The following is a 16,759-nucleotide window of genomic DNA, read 5'->3' as shown; positions in this document are numbered from 1 at the left end:
GTACGGATATGGACGAGGTTCTGTTTATTCAGGGGGGATTTATATTCCAGCACATAAAAAATGGTCTATGTGGTCACAACTTATTGCGGGTTTCTTATTGGTTATTTCGACAACTGGCTTCGCAAGATTTGCTTATGGAGTGTTAATGCCTTTTATGCAAGCAGACTTAAATATGAACTACACACAGGCAGGATTATTAGCAACAACGATCTCGCTTGGCTTTCTTGCAATATCCCCCTTAGCTGGGTTATTAGCACTCAAGTTTGGAATGAAACAAGTCATTATGGCAGGTGGCTTTCTCGTCACAGTTAGCTTCCTTTTTCTTTCATTCTCGAACTCCTTTTGTCTATACATGCTTATTATGTTTTTTTGCGGGGCAGGAAGTGCTTTAGCCTTTTCCCCCATAATGTCTTTACTAGTCATCCAATTCCAAGAGAAAAAGGGATTAGTACTCGGTGTCTTATTAAGTGGGGTGGGTTCAGGAATGCTTCTTAGTGGTCTCATAACCACCTATTTGATTAGGTATTTTCCGGTATGGGAATGGAGGGCTATTTGGCTAATTTTTTCTATTACCTCTATTTTATTCACACTACTCTCATGGATCGTATTGAAAGAACCAGGAAAGAGTGCGACTAACAAAGATGATAGGAATCAAGGAGTCGCTCATGCTTACAAAAACCGAAAAATCCTTAGGGTAGGTATTATTTACTTTTTAATTGGATCGGCTTATCTTATCCCAATCCTTTTCCAAACATCATTTATGATACACTCTGGGATCAGCGAAAGAGTGGCCGGTAGTTTATTTTCAATTTCTGGCTTATTTACAATTCTTGGAGGTCCAATTTGGGGAATCGTTTCAGATAAAGTAGGAAGAAAAAAATCTTTACTCGTTGCTTTGGCTTTGTGTGTCATGGGAGGTATTATTCCAGTCGTCAATGATCACATAATAAGTTTTATAGCTTCTGCAATTTTATTTGGTTTTTCCATTGGAGGTCTCATGGTTCTTGTCCAAGCGATGGCAGTAGAACGCTCTCTTCCTTATCTAGTACCAGCCGTTTTGGGCTTCATAACCATTTCTTTTGCAACTGGTCAATTAGTAGGACCCTTTCTTGCAGGATTAATTATTGAGCATTTAGGGGGGGGGCGAGAGGCATATGTCTTTGCCATATTCATATTTTTTACTGCCCTTATACTCACTTGTTTTGTAAGAGAAAAGGAGAAAGTTGTATTGGAAACAAAAAACACAAACAACGTAAAGGGGAATGGATGATGGAGAATACGAATAAACTAAATGCGAACAAGGAAATTTCAGTCCCACCTGTTGCAAAGTTAATTGGGTTTGATTTAGTAGAAGTTAAGAATGGAAAGTCCGTATTCACATTAAAGACAAAGGAAATGCATTTTAATCCGATGGGAACCGTACATGGTGGTATTCTATGTGATTTGGCAGATGCAGCAATGGGAGTGGCTTACGCTACATTGTTAGATGAAAGAGAAACGTTTACAACGATCGAGTTGAAAATTAACTATTTGAAACCCGTATGGAAAACGACCTTAACAGCTAATGCCATTGTAGTGAAAAAGGGAAGTTCCATTGGCCTTATCGAATGCACAATTTTTGATGAGAATGAGTCATTGGTAGCGAAAGCCAGTTCAACTTGTATGACACTAAACGGAGAAAAGGCAATAAATAGATAGTTAAACTATCGTTAATTTTAATCACGTATTGGTTTGCAATTCAACGCAGAGTGATAATAATAGTCTATGGTGCATCGGGGGTTTCTTTTATGGGCAAGTGAGCCCTTTCTATACTTAATTAGTTACAAACAGTTTCAAGATTGTAGAAAATTGCACTTAAACGGGTGCGTTAGTATAATAGTGATCTTCAGCAACCAAGCGCGATTACGGAAGATCATAGTTAGAAAATGATTAAACTTTTTTATAAAAACCAAACTTAAAACATTTGATCAAACTTTTTTTCAAAGCAACACATAGACTTATCGTAATCGTGTTCTACTTATCATTGGATCTACATAACCCCCTTAAGTAGCCAAGGGGGTTGTTACGTACTTCATATAATTAGAATTATGTTAACTAGGTTTGTATATAATATTCGGGGTCTGTGTAGCAATAGAACAAAATCACGCAATAAGCATTAGCGGACATTGATCTTACACATAATAAGAAAGACTCTCCAATTTGGTGTATTTGGCATTCAAAAAATGGCGTTTTTGGAAGTATGTTTTTTGAATATAAAGAAGCTGAAAATATGCATGAAATGAATGAAAAATTGCATATTTTCAGCTTTTAATAATTTTGGATATTAAACAAAAGCGCCCTTTTCTGGAACAACTCTATTGACATTAAACATCAAATTCTTGATTTTTGGTTTTGTTTTCCATAGTGGCCCTTCATTCCTCGAATCGTTTCCTTACCCCTATAACAAGAAAATAACACACCTGAAAAATAGGGTGTTTTTTGGTGGTCTTTTGGTAGTCTAAAAGTTTTAACTTTTGGACTATCAATATTCCTTTCTTGAACAAAATATATATTGAAATATTGTAATAAATTGTAACAATTTAGAAAACGCCTTTATAATAAACATATAAATATATATGTTTGGGGGATTATCAATGCTAGGGACAGGAACAAGTTTAGAATACACATTGGAACAGTGGTCAAAACCTGCAAGTAATTCGGAAGAAGAAAAGTGTGAAAATGCACTTAGAATGATAAAGAAAGCAATAGGAAACTCACAAGATCTCTCTAAGTTTACGATTAAATTTATCCCACAAGGCTCTTATCATAACAATACAAATGTAAGGTTAAACAGTGACGTGGATATTGGAATAAAGTTAACCGATACTTTTTATGCCAATTATCCTGAAGGAACAACTAAAAGTGACTTTGGGAATTCTTCATCTCTTTATTTAACAGCTTCTTTTAATTCTTTGCCTGGTTTAAAAGCAGGAACTTTAGAAGCAGCAATCTGTATTTCTTCTCCAGTTTGTGGATTACGACCTGTGCGAGCTGTACGTTCACGCACTTCAAATGTTCCAAAACCGATTAACTGGATTTTCTCTTCATTAGCAAGCGTATTAGAGATGGTTTCAAACAACACATCCACAACTTTTGTAGTATCTTTTTTGCTTATCTCAGCTTTCTCAGCTACAGCATTCACCAATTCAGTTTTATTCATATTCAAACACCTCTTTTTTAAGATTATGTAGAAACAACAACATAATATATCCTCTACACACCTGACACTTGATAAGATTCGATAAAAGGAAGCAAAATTCCTTTTATTATGGAGTGAATGCTGAGACTGGCTCTCTGGCAGTCCTTTTTTGGGCTTGGAGCCAATGGAGAGTTAAATGTCAAGCTAAAGATTTAATAGCATTGTGCGTGTGGTTAAGCCAAAAAGTAGCGAGTACTTCCCTGACACAGTTATGTAGTTGTCTAGAATCTTCAACGGGAGTCTTGATAAGTCCTGAAGTTATTTATTAGGGATTGCTTAAGAATCAACTTGTCTAGCTTTTCACTATATTTAAGTGTTTCCTGATGATTTAGACCTTTCTTAATACCAGTTTCTATAAGTGATTTTCTTAGGTTCTTTATATTTAATTCTAACTCACTATACATTTTTATTTCGCACATATTGAATACTCCTTTTTAGGTAACTAATTTCTATTTGTGGAAGTTAGAGGGCGTTCGTAAAATGTTTTTTCAACTTTAACGAACGTAAATACCGGTTGTATATCCAAGATTTAGAGATTACTTGTAATTTCTTTGAAGTTCTTGCACCAGAACCAGTTTTATTGACAATTGGGAAAAGAAGCAGGGAAGTTATTATCTTCTACCCTACAGCCAGGGGATCAAGTAGATGATAGGAGCGTACCAGTGACCCCATTGCCACTTCCCACGATGTCAGCTTTTGGCTTCATATCGTGTCTCATGACATTACTTCTTTCCATTGCATCTCCTACAAAAGGAAATGGTTGGATTTCTGTATCACCTTTACAAGCACAAGCTGAACCGTGATTAAGCCTTTCAAGTAAGAGCAAGTCAAGTGTATATAAGATTGTAAAATGAATGGTTTTAATACTTGCTTATATTATTGTTTCAATTATTCTATGCTTAATTTTTGATTCAAAAAAATAGGTTTTTACTTTTTGTAAAAGTGAAAACCTATTATATAGAGTCATTTAAAAAATTAAGTTTGAATCTTCTTAGATAGAATCATAATATCATTTTGAGATTCGATAACATGTTGTAACATTTCTTTTTGTGCATTTTCTGGATCCCTATTTTTTATCGCGTTTAATATTCGTTTATGGTATGCAATAAAAGGAGGATTTGAACCATATTGAGGTGAAGTATGAAACACGAAGATTTTTGTTCGATATTCATGTAATCTTGGGATGAAATTTTTGTAGATAAATTCCAGACCCTGATTTTTTGCCATTTTAAGAATTGTTTCATGAAACTCTTCATCTTTTTCAACGATTTCTTTAACTGTTTTACTATGAAGTAATTGTTCTAATTCATCATTAATCCGTTCTAATTCTCTAATATCTTCTTCTTTCGCTTTTTGTGCTGCTAAATAGGTAATAAAAGGTTCGATTGCCATTCTTATTTCAAGTAACTCTTGCATTTCATACTCGCTTTTTTCAAGCCATTCAATAAATTTATTCTTATCAAATTCTTCTTTATTGATAACATAGGCACCTTTTCCTCTTTTGATTGTAATGAAACCTTCAGCTTGAAGAGTAATTAATACCTCTCGAATGCTAGAACGGCTAACCCCTAAATCATTAACCAATTGATGTTCTGTTGGAAGGCGTTCCCCAATAGGAATTTCTCCAGAGGTAATTCGCTCTTTAATGAGTTCTATAATTTCTTCGGTCAATGGAGTTCTTGATAAACGATTAAACTTAGTACTCATATTAATTTTTCCCTCCTTTCTTAATTAAAATTGTAAGTTTCTAAATACTCATTTTTTATTTAAGTGTGGTTTGGTGTTGCTTATTTTAGAATCTAAAATGTCTTAACTTTATTTTAATCGTTAATTTACTTTAAGACAAAGAGGCGAAGGAATTAATATTTCTTCGCCTTCTTAGGTGGCATTTTTCAAAAAATTAAATGGATTTGGCTAAAAGCTCATACACTTTATAACATGCCCAAGCACCACCATCGATATTTCCTTGAGAGCGTTCTTGAATCCAACTAGATCTTCCTATTTTTGATGTTAATTCAGCTGTTTTATCTGCCGCGTGCTTAGCAGCTTGGGATGCATTTTTAATTGCTTCTTCTATACTATCTCCATTATTAATGGAGATAGAAAACGTTTCAACAGCTGGAATAAAAGCATCCAATAGTGTTTTATCACCTAGTTGAGCCCCGCCTCTTTTTTTGATTTCATTAATCATAGTTTGTTGAACTTGTACCCACTCATTTGGACTTAAACTAGTTTGTCCTTCGTTAAGTGTTTTACTAACCGCGATTAAAGAAGAAGCTAGTAAGATTCCCATCGTTGAGGGTGCTTCTCTTCTGACTGTTTTTCCTCCAACTTCAAGCCATTGTTGCAAGTTATCAGAGCTATCTGCACTTTTTAACAAAGCTTGTGAAGTATAAAGGATAGTCATCCCTAAATCTCCGTCTCCTTGGGCTCCATCTAATTCATTAAGTTTAGTTTTATTTTCTGTTGCAAATTCATTGAAAATAAAACTGAATTCTTTATAGTTTAGCATAATTTTTTTATAGCCTCCAATCATTATAGAAATGGAGAATAATAGGGGGCATCTAAATATTCCTTTAATTCATTATCTAATTTTAAAATAGATAATGAAATCCCGCCCATATCTAAAGAAGTCGCATATTCACCTACAAAGGTTTTATAGATTTTTATATTTTTGCTAGACAGTAATAGGTGAGCTGCTCGGTTTACAATGTACAATTCTTCTGGAGGAGTTGTACCTGAGCCATTTACAAGTAAACTAACTTCATCTCCGGATTTAATTTTTAAATCTTCAATTAGATAATCTATGATTTCACTTGTGATTTCATCAGCGGTTTTTAGCTTTGTTCGTCTTATACCGGGCTCACCATGAATTCCCATACCTACTTCCATTTCATCGTCAGCAATTTCAAAGGTTGGTTTTCCAGACTCAGGAATTGTGCAAGATGATATTGCCACTCCCATTGTTGCAATATTAGCAACTGCTTTTTCTGTTATACCTTTCACTTTCTCTAAAGGTAATAACTTGTCAGCACATGCACCAGCTATTTTATAAGCGAAAAATATGCCAGCAACACCGCGCCTTTTCTCCCAAGTGTCACGTGGGGCGGATGCAATATCATCTGATACACGAACAGTTTTGACCGGTAAATCTTCTTCTTCCTCTAATATTTCTGCAGCAAGATCGAAATTCATTGTGTCTCCAAAATAGTGGCCATATAAAAATAAAATTCCGCCATCTCCATGGACTTCCTTAGCCACATTAACGATTGCATCTGCACTAGGAGAGGTGAAAACATTTCCAACCGCGGCCCCATCAGCTAGACCTCTTCCGACATAACCTAGAAAGACAGGTAAATGACCTGCCCCCCCTCCTGTTACAATTGTTACCTTTCCTTTAGCTGGAGGTTCCGTTCTCATAATCCCTTTTTTGTCACTTGAAAATTTTAAGAAATCTGGATAAGCATAGATAATACCCTCTAATGATTCTTTAACAAAATTCATAGGATCATTGATTATTTTCTTCATATATTACCTCCTTTCTTTATCTTTTTAGTGTTTCTTTTTTATAGATTAAATTATTACCTCTGCTGAAATAACCTTAGCTTTGATTAATGCTTGGGTAATTTCTTTTTTACTTTCATCGTCGAGAGGATGTAAAGGACTCCGTGGAATACCAACATTAAATCCACGTTGATTCAGACATTCCTTGGTTCTAGCTGGCATATTCTTTTTATCCATTGCATACCAAACAGGTGCCATTTGGAAGTGAATTTCCTTTGCTCGTTCAAAGTCGCCTCTTTCACATGCTTCCCATTGCTCCACACATAATTCAGGAAGAACTGTTGGTAATGCGGCTATACAACCAGCTGCTCCAAGTGCATATGTCGGATACAACAGTTCATCAACAGCACTCCAAACAGTTTGGTCTTCAGGTAAAGTTAAAATCATTTTATTTAATGCATGAATATCTCCACCACTTTGTTTAATACCAACTACATTGTCAATTGTGGACAGACGCTTCATGCAATCTGGAGTTATTACTGATGTAGGAACTACGTTGTAAATAATAATAGGTAGATTTACTGAGTCGCTAATTGTTTTAAAGAATGCAAAATGCGCTTCGTCATTAGGGCCAAAATAGTGAATAGGAGTAATCATTAAATAATCAGCGCCTGCTTCCTCTGCACCTTTTGCATACTCTAAAGCGTCTTTTGTAGAATCACGTATAATTCCAGCAACTAACGGCACACGATCTTTTATTTCTTCTTTTCCAATTTGAAGTAATTGTTTTAATTCACTAGCAGAAAGTGCATGTCCTTCTCCTGTACTACCGCCAATACTGATTCCACCAATGTTGCTTTGTAGAAGGAATCGTAGGTGATCTCTAAATAATTCCTCATTAATAGTTTCATCGCTATTAAATGTAGTTACTGCTGGTGGGATTACACCTCTTAATTTTTTCATAGATTATTCTCTCCTTTTAAAAATAATTTGGTTTAGATTTGTTGATGTCTGTTGTCTGACAGCGGGTAATGAGTTTAGTATAGGCTACAAATAAAACGCTGTCAATTTGTTTTTTGAAAAATTCTGAATATTTTTGTTTTACAAAAATAAATACTGTACTTTACGAAACATTACCTACGCTATCGAGAAAATAAGCTAATTTAAACTTGCAATATAAAATCTTGGGTTTCACTTTTTAGGTATTTATATAAATTACTTACAGTTATGTCTCCAATTTTTTTAGCAGCTTCATAAGTTGAACCACCTATATGAGAAGTAGTTATTACATTCGGGAATTTTATTATTTCTACATTTGGTGGTTCTGAGTGATATACGTCAAGAGCAGCACCTGCAATTTCATTATTTTTTAGAGCTTCTATTAAATCGCTTTCATTTACGATTTCACCTCTAGCTGTATTGATCAGATAAGCGGTATCTTTCATTGATTTAAAACTATTCATATCCACTAGACCGTAAGTATCTTTATTCAAAGAAGTGCTAATTATCACAAAATCAGAAATTCTATAAAGTTCATCAAGACTCAAATAGGTCACATTTAATTTCTTAGCAGCCTCTTTGTCTTGAAAAGGATCATATGCATAAATTTTCATATCAAATCCATTAGCCCTTTGAGCAATTTTTCTGCCTATTGCCCCAAATCCAATAATTCCCAAACTTTTACCTTCTAGGTCATTTCCCATTATTAATTTCCAACCACCACTTTTAATCACTTGGTTTGACTCTGGGATATGACGTGCTACAGCTAAAGTTAATCCTAAAGCTAAGTCAGCTACAGATGTAGCATTTTGAGCAGGTGCATTAGTCACTTGGATACCCTTTGATAAAGCGTATGCAATATCAATATTATCTACACCAGCACCTTGCTTAATAATATATTTAAGGTTTTTAGCAGCATCTATAACATCTTTATCGATTGATTCAACACCAACAATGTAAATTTCAACATCTTTTACTTCTTCTATAACTCTTTCTTTAGATAAAGGTTCATCAGATACAATAGAATTCAAATCAATCCCTAAACCTTTAATTCTTTCTTCTAGTTCAGGATATGCATAATAAAACGTACTAGATAAGGTTAATAGTGCTTTTTTCAAGATAAAATTCCTCCTTAATTTAAAGTTTTAAGATTTGATGTCAGACAACATACAATTTGATTTTATTCTACCTATAAAAATTTGTCAAATATTTTTGAAAAATCTGATTTAAATGAAAATAATAAATTTAATTAATTTACAGAAAATATTGACATTTAACATTTCAGAGAGTTATAGTTTTTTTATACCTTATTCGTTGTCAGACAACATACAAAAAGTACAACTGAAAGTAATAACTATTCCCATTATTAAATTAATTGGATGGTAAAATTTGTATTTTTATTTTCTGGGTGAAAATGACAACGTTTTTAAGTGGTGTGATAATATGAAAATAAAAGGGGGACCAAATCTTGTGGGAGGGACAATATGAAAAAAATATCAATATTTTTTACTGGTTTTGTAAATATGGCAATGGCAGGATCTTTAGCTATGATGTTTTGTCTTGTCATAGGGAATGTTATTTTACGTTACGTGTTTAATTCAGGTATTACTTGGTCAGAAGAAGTATCACGTTTTTTATTTATTCTATTGTCTTTTTTGGGGGCAATAATCGCTTTGAAAAACAATGAGCATTTAAGTGTGGACACAGTTTTAAGAAGGCTCCCATCTATGATCCGTAAAATTGTAAACGGTTTCAGTATACTGATAATGCTCTATATCCTTTATATTCTTTTTGATGGTAGTGTAAAAATGACGATACAGAATATAACTACTCTTGCCCCAGCAACAGGTATTTCTATGGCTTTTATATTTGGTATTGGAATTCTTACAAGTATAGGTATGGCTATTATACTAATATCTAACTTGTTTAAGACTTTTATTAAAATTGATATTCCTAAAAAGAAGGATAACCAAAATTTAAGTAATAATAGTCCTACTGGAGATGAGGTGGTAGTAAAGTGACTTTAGTTATATTTTTAGGTGCGTTATTTTCGGGAATGGCACTGGGAATGCCTATAGCTTTTGCCCTACTATTGAGCGGTATTTGTTTAATGTTCTATCTAGATATATTTAGTACCCAGATAATAGCTCAAAATGTTATTCAAGCAGCTAACGACTTTTCATTAATGGCAATACCATTTTTTATACTTGCAGGCGAATTAATGAACGCAGGTGGAATCTCTAAGAGAATAGTCACTTTTGCAATGACTCTTGTGGGACACGTCCGAGGCGGGTTAGGCTACGTTACCATTATTGCGAGTGTTCTATTTGCCGGGCTATCTGGATCAGCAGTAGCTGATACTGCAGCTTTAGGCGCCATTTTGATCCCTATGATGATTAAAGCAGGTTATGATAAAAAACGAGCAATTGCTCTTGTTCCATCTAGTGGAATAATAGCCTGTATAATACCTCCAAGTATCCCAATGATTATATTTGGAGTTACTAGTGGAGTCTCCATTACTCAGTTGTTTATGGCTGGTATTGTACCGGGTATTATGATGGCTGGTGGTCTTGCTATTGCATGGTGGTTAATTACTAGAAAGGATACAAATATAGAGGTTTTACCAAAGAGAACAAAAAAAGAAGTTTTATCAGCTACTAAACAGGCTATATGGGCTTTACTTCTACCCGTCATTCTTATTTGCGGGCTGCGTTTTGGGGTGTTTACTCCGACTGAGGGAGGAGCAGTAGCAGCATTTTATGCGTTATTTGTAGGTGTTTTCGTTTACCGCGAATTAGAAATAAAAAACCTATATGAACTTCTAAAGAATTCTGCCAGAACAACGAGTATTGTGATGTTTTTAGCTTCCGGTTCACTTGTTGCCGCGTGGTTGATTGCCTTGGCTAATATTCCCGGTACTATTACTGACTTAATTGGGCCGTTAGTAGAAAATAAATTGTTACTATTAATAGTAATCAACATACTAGTTCTATTGGTTGGTACAGCAATGGATCTATTACCTACGGTTCTCATTCTTACACCTGTGTTAATGCCTGTTGTTACTGCAGCTGGAATTGATCCTGTTTATTTTGGATTGCTTTTTGTTATTAATATCAGCATTGGATTGATTACACCACCTGTAGGGTCAGTTTTGAATGTAGCTTGCGGGATAGGAAAAATCAACATGGAGGATATAACGAAAGGCTTAATGCCATTTTTTTTAGTTCAAATAATAGTTTTATTGTTACTAATTCTATTTCCACAGATTGTAACAATTCCGGTAGAGTGGATGACAGATTAGGTAGAAACTAAAAAAGCTTAATTTTAATTATTAAAAAAGGAGAGGATTGATTTGAAAAAGTTTATATGTTTATTCTTGGTAATCATGCTTTTGGGGTTAGCAGCTTGTTCTGGTAATCAATCTTCAAATACACAGACAGGTTCATCAACTCAGAATCAAACTAGAAAAATGAAATTTGCCTTGGCGTCCCCAAAAGATCATCCGATGTCTCAAGGAGCCTTTAAATTTGCTGAACTGGTAAAGGAAAAAAGTGGAGGGACTATCCAAGTGGAAGTTTTTACAGACGGAGTTCTTGGGGGGGACCTTGCAACTGTAGATGCTATGCGAGCGGGAACGATTGATGGAGGCGCTATTGCGACAGCCCCTTTAGCATCGGTTTCCAAGAGATTTGATATTTTTGAACTTCCATTCTTATTTAAGGATAGAGAAACTGCATTCCGTGTACTCGATGGTCCAGTCGGTAAAGACGTTCTAGGTGATTTAGAGAGTCTTGGTCTAATCGGGCTTGATTATTGGGAAAATGGATTTAGACATATGACTAACAATAAACATGAAGTGAAAAACATTGCGGATATAAAAGACATTAAAATTAGAACACAGGAAAATGAAATGCATATGCAAATTTGGAAAACCCTTGGTGCATCTCCGCAATCAGTTCCATTTACAGAGCTATTTACAGCTTTGGAGCAAGGAGTTGTTGATGGTCAAGAAAACCCATACACAAACATTCAATTTACAAAAATATATGAAGTGCAAAAATACTTAACCAACACAGGTCACGTTTATAATGTCAATGCTACTATTTTTAGTAAAAAGTTTTGGGATAGCTTATCTAAAGAAGAAAAACAAATCATTAAAGATGCTTCTAGTGAGGCAACGACATATCAAAGACAGATTAGTGGCGAACAAAATGACTCTGCACTTCAAGCGCTTATAGAAGAAGGCGTGGTTGTTACAGACTTGACTCAAGAAGCACGTGAAGAAATTATTGAAACGGTACAACCTATATATGACCAAGCTAAAGAAAAAGTAGGAGCTGATATTATTGATAAGGTAGTTGAAGCTGCCAAAAATTAAGTTTCGTAGTTTTCTAAAATTAAACAAGAGCTATTTTAAGGTATATGATACCAAAAATAGCTCTTTAATTCTTTTTATTTGTTGTTTAATATTTACAAATAAAATCCAGAGTTTATAGTAGACACAAATTATTGTATGTTGTCAGACAATAGAGAATAGAAATAAAAAAATAAATGGAGATGAGTAGTTAATCATGACTATAAAAACTGATATGTTAGTTTACAAAAACTTTATTAACGGAGCATGGACTGAAAGTTCAAACGATGAATATATTGAAAGCATTAACCCTGCAAACAAAAATGAAATTATAGGCTATGTACAAAAGTCGACTAAGGAAGACTTGAATCAAGCTGTTGCTGCTGCAAAAACAGCCCAAGTTGCTTGGCGGAATTTATCCGGTGCAGCTAGAGGCGATTTTCTTTATAAAGTAGCAAATATACTTGAAGCAAATCTTAATGAGATTGCAGAAACAATGACAAGAGAAATGGGGAAACCTTTACCGGAAGCAAAAGGAGAAACAGCACGCGGTGTTGCAATTCTACGTTACTACGCTGGTGAAGGTATGAGAAAAGTAGGAGATGTGATTCCTTCCACTGACAGCGAAGGTCTTATGTTTACAACCCGCACAGCTTTAGGAGTGGTTGGTGTCATTACACCTTGGAATTTCCCAGTAGCGATTCCAATTTGGAAAATGGCCCCTGCTCTTATTTACGGAAATACGGTTATATTAAAACCGGCTAGTGAAGCAGTTGTTACAGCAGCAAAGGTTATCGAGTGCTTTGAAAAGGCAGGTTTTCCAGCTGGTGTTATCAACATGGTAACCGGATCGGGCTCAGTTATCGGCCAAGGAATCATTGACCATCAAGATATTAACGGAATTACATTTACAGGATCTGATCAAGTTGGAAAGCAAGTAGGTAAAGGTGCATTAGCACGCGGGGCAAAATATCAATTAGAAATGGGCGGCAAAAATCCGGTCATAGTTGTCGAAGATGCTGACCTTGATTTAGCTGTAGAAGCAACAATAAGCGGTGGGCTTCGTTCAACAGGTCAAAAGTGTACAGCAACAAGCCGCGTTATCGTTCAAAGCAGTGTATATGATACATTTAAAGATAAATTACTTGCCGAAGTAAAAAAAATAAGGGTTGGCGATGGCTTACGAGCGGAAACATGGATGGGGCCATGTGCCAGTGAAAGTCAATTAAATACAGTTCTTTCATACGTTGAAAAAGGAAAAGCGGAAGGTGCAACACTTTTATATGGCGGTAATAGGGTTGAAGATGAAGAATTAGAAAACGGCTTTTATGTTCAGCCGACAATATTCGAAAATGTCGCTCCTGACATGGCAATCGCTCAAGAAGAAATCTTTGGTCCTGTACTAGTACTTATTAAAGTAAATACAATCGAAGAAGCACTCGACGTTGCCAACGATTCTCAGTTCGGATTAAGCGCCTCAATATTTACAACAAATATTGCAATCGTGCTATCTTTTATTAGAGAAATGGAGGCTGGTCTTGTACGCATTAATGCAGAAAGTGCAGGCGTAGAACTACAAGCCCCATTCGGCGGCATGAAACAATCAAGCTCTCACTCCCGCGAACAGGGGCAAGCCGCGATTGAATTCTTTACGTCCATAAAAACAGTTTTTGTAAAAGGGTAAGTTTTTATAGGGATAGGGGTAGCGTCACTTAACCAGTCCAAAAAGACGTACATTATGTCCAAAATGTACGCCTTTTTGCCAACTGCAATGTTATCACTTGTTGGGTTACTTATGGTTTATTTACAAACTGGATTTAATTTTACAATGGATCAAGAGTTAAGGGATTATTCATCAAAAATTAAAATTCTTGAAAAAGATGGTAACAATAATCTAATTGAATTAACTCACGATCAGCAAACAGAGCTACAAGAGATCATTAAATCTAAATTAATTAATCATTCTACAACAGAAGATCTACTAAAAGAATTAGGGGTCACGTCAGGATTATGCGGATTTACAACGATAAAGGATAGGGGTCCTTATATATCAATATTTTTAGTTCATCTCAATAGCGTAGACCCTATTGAGATGAACTCAATAATGCGGAAAATAAGGCTTAATAGTGTTCCATATGACTTATCTCAAAACTCTTATCGTTGTTAAATTTGTCATTTTTTCTGCTCACAATTGCTTAACGTTGTAAATCCGCATTTTCGGGACTGTACCCCTCTCCGTTGTATAAAATTATACGATCACTCAATAATAAAAAACTCCTAATTACATATCCCAGAAATCGTTCATCTTAGCATTTGAATCGATTTTTCATACTCCAATGGCGGTGACTTGGTTGGAAAAAACATTCCCTAGAAAAGAGAAAGAACTGAGGGTACATAAAAAGTTCTTTACAGGACTATCAAAAGAAGAAAAAAGGGAATTGTTTGAATTCTAATAGTTAATTATTAAACTAACGGGTGCTTTAGCTTAAGAAGCATAAGTATTTTTTTGAATAAGACCCTATTTAAGTTATTCCATTAATGGGCGCTTATCCAGAACAAGGATAGCTTGAAAAAAACGATTCTTATTGGGAATTGTTCGAACCATACACATTTGAAGAACCTGTTCGGGGAAGTTTAACTGATGACTTCTTAGACATCTATAAAGATTTAAAAGAAGGGGCTTTATAAACTGTGTTAAAATTCCTGATCTTTACTCTTCTTTTGAACAAGTTGGAGAGTACTAGATTGTTATTGAGGATATACCTAAAAGTCATATTTAGACTTTAATTGATTATTACTAACGATATAAAAGCTTTGCCAATATTTATTAGGGCAAAGCTTTCTCATATCGTTATTGGTCTTTTTGTTCTTCTTGCATTTCATTTTCTTCTCCATTTTCATTTCCGTTTCCATTTTCACCTGGTGTTGCATCATCGTTCTCTTCTGAGGGTTCTTCTGTTGGATCTGGTTCTTGTTCATCTTGTTGGGTTCCGCATTCAAACAGTAAGCCAAGTGAAAAAAAGTAGAAAGAGAACCAAGGACGATCTTTTTTAGATTCATAAATTTATCTCCTTTTTTATTGAATTATAATTATACTGTTTGTAAAGTATTGCTTTATTATTCAAGGGTAATTCATGGTAAAATATAGTCAAATTTAACTAATTTTATAGTTCGTTCGACGGAGGGGTTTGTTTGAATTTATTTAATAACACTAAGAAAAGAATAAGTAATTATAATCATTCTATTGATATGATCCCTTTATTCTTACTTGATAGCTTAAAAGAATCTCACCCAGAAGAGATAATGTGGCTTTTTGGTCCTGATATGTCTTCAGAACTTAATAAGGTTATTAAAACTCTTGGCTTATATACTGCTTTAGGTATGAGTTCGATTGATAAAAAAGTTTTAAAGGCTGTCGAAAGAGATTTTTTAGAAGAATCAGAGGTTAATAAACATAGATACATACACTTAAAAGATTGGATGGAAGATGCTGAAAAGGGAAATAACGTAGTTAATTATAATGATGAACAGATGTTAGAATTTACAAAGAAAATGTTTGGACATTATATTTGTTTGTCTATTATGAATGAATATGAAAAGAAGAAAGACCCTTATCAATTTACAGAACAATTTGCTAATAAAGTCGGAGAATATACAGTTGGATTTTTTATTACTCAAACCATCCCACAACTAAATAAAAAATTAACACCCAATGCTGGTTTTAATATAAAGAAAATAGGGTTATCTATCATCTCCATCCTGGCAATAATAGTATTTTATGGTGCAGTTAATGGAGGGTTAATAGGTGTTCAGAATGTTTTTAAGAAGGAGGAAATTGCTGAACTCGATTTATTAGAAGAAGAACTACTTGAGGAAGAATCTGTAATACAAGAACAAGAGGATTATCTTGTTGATCTTGAAAATGAAATTTCAGGTATTGAATCAGAAATGGAGGAAATCGAGAGTATTATTGATTCATATGAATCTGACTATCCAGACGGATTACCAGAAGAAGAATATCAAGATTATTTAGATACAATTGATAACTACAATTCATTACTTCAAGATTATGAATCACTTATGCGCGATTATGATAGTGAGTACGCTACATATTTAGACTCAATTGATTTCTTTAATGAGAAAGTAGTAGAAGCTGAAGGACTAGCAGAGGAAGTTGGTTCTACTTGGGTTATTTTACCTGTTGGGAAGAAATAATTAGGGGGCTATTATGATTAGTTATATTCTTTTATTAATCGGTGCATATCTATTTAGCACTTGGTGGTATGGAAGTATTTCTATAATGTCTTTGATTCCAAATCAAGATTGGGATGAAGAACGTAAAAAAATATCTAAAAAAAACAAAAGGTACGTTTTTTTTTACATCTTTACTTTTAATAGCTATTGGATTAGGTGGATGGTATTTAAAGGGTAATTTATTCTTAGTTTTTTTTGGTATTGTGATGATATGGAATTATTTTGGTGAGAAACGTTATATAAAATATAAACAGAAACAACAAAGATATTTTTGAAAATACAGTTATTTAAATGCTAAAACACCCTCAAATAAATTTAATTTACAAATGCGTGGTCCAACTCCACCGTCTTTAGACGGTATAAGCTTTTAGCCCTCTCTATATGTGTCCATACTTGAAGTGTGAGGTGAA

The 16,759-nt window shown here is 34.4% G+C and carries 16 protein-coding genes and 1 pseudogene; 9 read left to right on the top strand and 8 right to left on the bottom strand.

Features of this window, described 5'->3' with window-relative positions:
* Positions 1-97: 97 nt before the first annotated feature.
* Positions 98-1,270 carry an MFS transporter gene (locus IC621_RS19635; protein WP_191160621.1) on the top strand — a complete coding sequence of 391 codons (1,173 nt, stop codon included), beginning with the start codon at positions 98-100 and terminating at the stop codon, positions 1,268-1,270.
* The gene (locus tag IC621_RS19630) at positions 1,270-1,698 is read left to right on the top strand and encodes a PaaI family thioesterase (RefSeq protein ID WP_224752663.1); all 429 of its coding nucleotides are present in this window, start codon (positions 1,270-1,272) and stop codon (positions 1,696-1,698) included. The genes IC621_RS19635 and IC621_RS19630 overlap by 1 nt, the downstream gene beginning before the upstream one ends.
* Positions 1,699-2,926: 1,228 nt before the next feature.
* Here IC621_RS19630 and IC621_RS19625 read toward each other — a convergent pair.
* The 7 genes from IC621_RS19625 to IC621_RS19595 all read right to left on the bottom strand — a co-directional run bounded on the left by IC621_RS19625 (position 2,927) and on the right by IC621_RS19595 (position 8,859).
* A complete protein-coding gene (locus tag IC621_RS19625; RefSeq protein WP_191160617.1) occupies positions 2,927-3,199 on the bottom strand; it encodes an HU family DNA-binding protein in 273 nt (90 codons plus the stop codon).
* A gap of 269 nt (positions 3,200-3,468) precedes the next feature.
* The gene (locus IC621_RS19620) at positions 3,469-3,642 is read right to left on the bottom strand and encodes an aspartyl-phosphate phosphatase Spo0E family protein (RefSeq protein ID WP_224752672.1); all 174 of its coding nucleotides are present in this window, start codon (positions 3,640-3,642) and stop codon (positions 3,469-3,471) included.
* A 571-nt stretch (positions 3,643-4,213) separates the two neighbouring features.
* The gene (locus IC621_RS19615; protein ID WP_191160613.1) at positions 4,214-4,945 is read right to left on the bottom strand and encodes a FadR/GntR family transcriptional regulator; all 732 of its coding nucleotides are present in this window, start codon (positions 4,943-4,945) and stop codon (positions 4,214-4,216) included.
* Positions 4,946-5,138: 193 nt separating this feature from the next.
* Positions 5,139-5,750 carry a dihydroxyacetone kinase subunit L gene (locus IC621_RS19610; protein ID WP_191160611.1) on the bottom strand — a complete coding sequence of 204 codons (612 nt, stop codon included), beginning with the start codon at positions 5,748-5,750 and terminating at the stop codon, positions 5,139-5,141.
* 23 nt (positions 5,751-5,773) lie between these two features.
* Positions 5,774-6,766 (bottom strand): dihydroxyacetone kinase subunit DhaK, encoded by a 993-nt coding sequence (locus IC621_RS19605; RefSeq protein ID WP_191160609.1) that lies wholly within the window; start codon positions 6,764-6,766, stop codon positions 5,774-5,776.
* A gap of 45 nt (positions 6,767-6,811) precedes the next feature.
* A complete protein-coding gene (locus IC621_RS19600) occupies positions 6,812-7,705 on the bottom strand; it encodes a dihydrodipicolinate synthase family protein (RefSeq protein WP_191160607.1) in 894 nt (297 codons plus the stop codon).
* A gap of 200 nt (positions 7,706-7,905) precedes the next feature.
* Positions 7,906-8,859 carry a phosphoglycerate dehydrogenase gene (locus tag IC621_RS19595; protein WP_191160605.1) on the bottom strand — a complete coding sequence of 318 codons (954 nt, stop codon included), beginning with the start codon at positions 8,857-8,859 and terminating at the stop codon, positions 7,906-7,908.
* A gap of 366 nt (positions 8,860-9,225) precedes the next feature.
* Here IC621_RS19595 and IC621_RS19590 point away from each other — a divergent pair, with 366 nt between their 5' ends.
* The 6 genes and pseudogenes from IC621_RS19590 to IC621_RS27245 form a co-directional block, all read left to right on the top strand.
* Positions 9,226-9,762, top strand: a complete 537-nt coding sequence (locus IC621_RS19590; RefSeq protein WP_191160603.1) for a TRAP transporter small permease — start codon at positions 9,226-9,228, stop codon at positions 9,760-9,762.
* The gene (locus IC621_RS19585) at positions 9,759-11,042 is read left to right on the top strand and encodes a TRAP transporter large permease (RefSeq protein ID WP_191160601.1); all 1,284 of its coding nucleotides are present in this window, start codon (positions 9,759-9,761) and stop codon (positions 11,040-11,042) included. Before IC621_RS19590 ends, IC621_RS19585 begins: the two co-directional genes overlap by 4 nt.
* Before the next feature lie 51 nt (positions 11,043-11,093).
* Positions 11,094-12,119 carry a TRAP transporter substrate-binding protein gene (locus IC621_RS19580; RefSeq protein WP_191160599.1) on the top strand — a complete coding sequence of 342 codons (1,026 nt, stop codon included), beginning with the start codon at positions 11,094-11,096 and terminating at the stop codon, positions 12,117-12,119.
* A gap of 193 nt (positions 12,120-12,312) precedes the next feature.
* On the top strand, positions 12,313-13,779 hold the full coding sequence (gene gucD / locus IC621_RS19575) for an alpha-ketoglutaric semialdehyde dehydrogenase GucD (protein ID WP_191160597.1): 1,467 nt from the start codon (positions 12,313-12,315) through the stop codon (positions 13,777-13,779).
* 54 nt (positions 13,780-13,833) lie between these two features.
* Positions 13,834-14,262: a hypothetical protein gene (locus IC621_RS19570; RefSeq protein ID WP_191160595.1), complete on the top strand. Its 429-nt coding sequence runs from the start codon at positions 13,834-13,836 to the stop codon at positions 14,260-14,262.
* A 410-nt stretch (positions 14,263-14,672) separates the two neighbouring features.
* Positions 14,673-14,783 (top strand): annotated as a pseudogene (locus IC621_RS27245) (hypothetical protein); the annotation flags it as partial.
* Between the two features lie 75 nt (positions 14,784-14,858).
* Here the strand turns inward: IC621_RS27245 and IC621_RS19560 are convergent.
* Positions 14,859-15,155 carry a hypothetical protein gene (locus tag IC621_RS19560; protein WP_191160591.1) on the bottom strand — a complete coding sequence of 99 codons (297 nt, stop codon included), beginning with the start codon at positions 15,153-15,155 and terminating at the stop codon, positions 14,859-14,861.
* Positions 15,156-15,287: 132 nt separating this feature from the next.
* On the opposite strand from IC621_RS19560, the gene IC621_RS19555 reads away from it, so the two are divergent.
* Positions 15,288-16,310 carry a hypothetical protein gene (locus IC621_RS19555; protein ID WP_191160589.1) on the top strand — a complete coding sequence of 341 codons (1,023 nt, stop codon included), beginning with the start codon at positions 15,288-15,290 and terminating at the stop codon, positions 16,308-16,310.
* The last annotated feature ends 449 nt before the right edge of the window (positions 16,311-16,759 follow it).

The sequence above is a fragment of the Metabacillus arenae genome (genome assembly GCF_014773385.1).
GTDB classification, from domain to species: domain Bacteria; phylum Bacillota; class Bacilli; order Bacillales; family Bacillaceae; genus Metabacillus_D; species Metabacillus_D arenae.
This window is presented reverse-complemented; position numbering and strand designations above follow the sequence as displayed.

Coding starts and splice junctions, on each gene's coding strand:
- IC621_RS19630 (WP_224752663.1), top strand. CDS start 1,270: ATGGAGAATACGAATAAACTAAATGCGAACAAGGAAATTTCAGTCCCA.
- IC621_RS19625 (WP_191160617.1), bottom strand. CDS start 3,199: ATGAATAAAACTGAATTGGTGAATGCTGTAGCTGAGAAAGCTGAGATA.
- IC621_RS19620 (WP_224752672.1), bottom strand. CDS start 3,642: ATGTATAGTGAGTTAGAATTAAATATAAAGAACCTAAGAAAATCACTT.
- IC621_RS19615 (WP_191160613.1), bottom strand. CDS start 4,945: ATGAGTACTAAGTTTAATCGTTTATCAAGAACTCCATTGACCGAAGAA.
- IC621_RS19610 (WP_191160611.1), bottom strand. CDS start 5,750: ATGCTAAACTATAAAGAATTCAGTTTTATTTTCAATGAATTTGCAACA.
- IC621_RS19605 (WP_191160609.1), bottom strand. CDS start 6,766: ATGAAGAAAATAATCAATGATCCTATGAATTTTGTTAAAGAATCATTA.
- IC621_RS19600 (WP_191160607.1), bottom strand. CDS start 7,705: ATGAAAAAATTAAGAGGTGTAATCCCACCAGCAGTAACTACATTTAAT.
- IC621_RS19590 (WP_191160603.1), top strand. CDS start 9,226: ATGAAAAAAATATCAATATTTTTTACTGGTTTTGTAAATATGGCAATG.
- gucD (WP_191160597.1), top strand. CDS start 12,313: ATGACTATAAAAACTGATATGTTAGTTTACAAAAACTTTATTAACGGA.
- IC621_RS19570 (WP_191160595.1), top strand. CDS start 13,834: ATGTCCAAAATGTACGCCTTTTTGCCAACTGCAATGTTATCACTTGTT.
- IC621_RS19560 (WP_191160591.1), bottom strand. CDS start 15,155: ATGAATCTAAAAAAGATCGTCCTTGGTTCTCTTTCTACTTTTTTTCAC.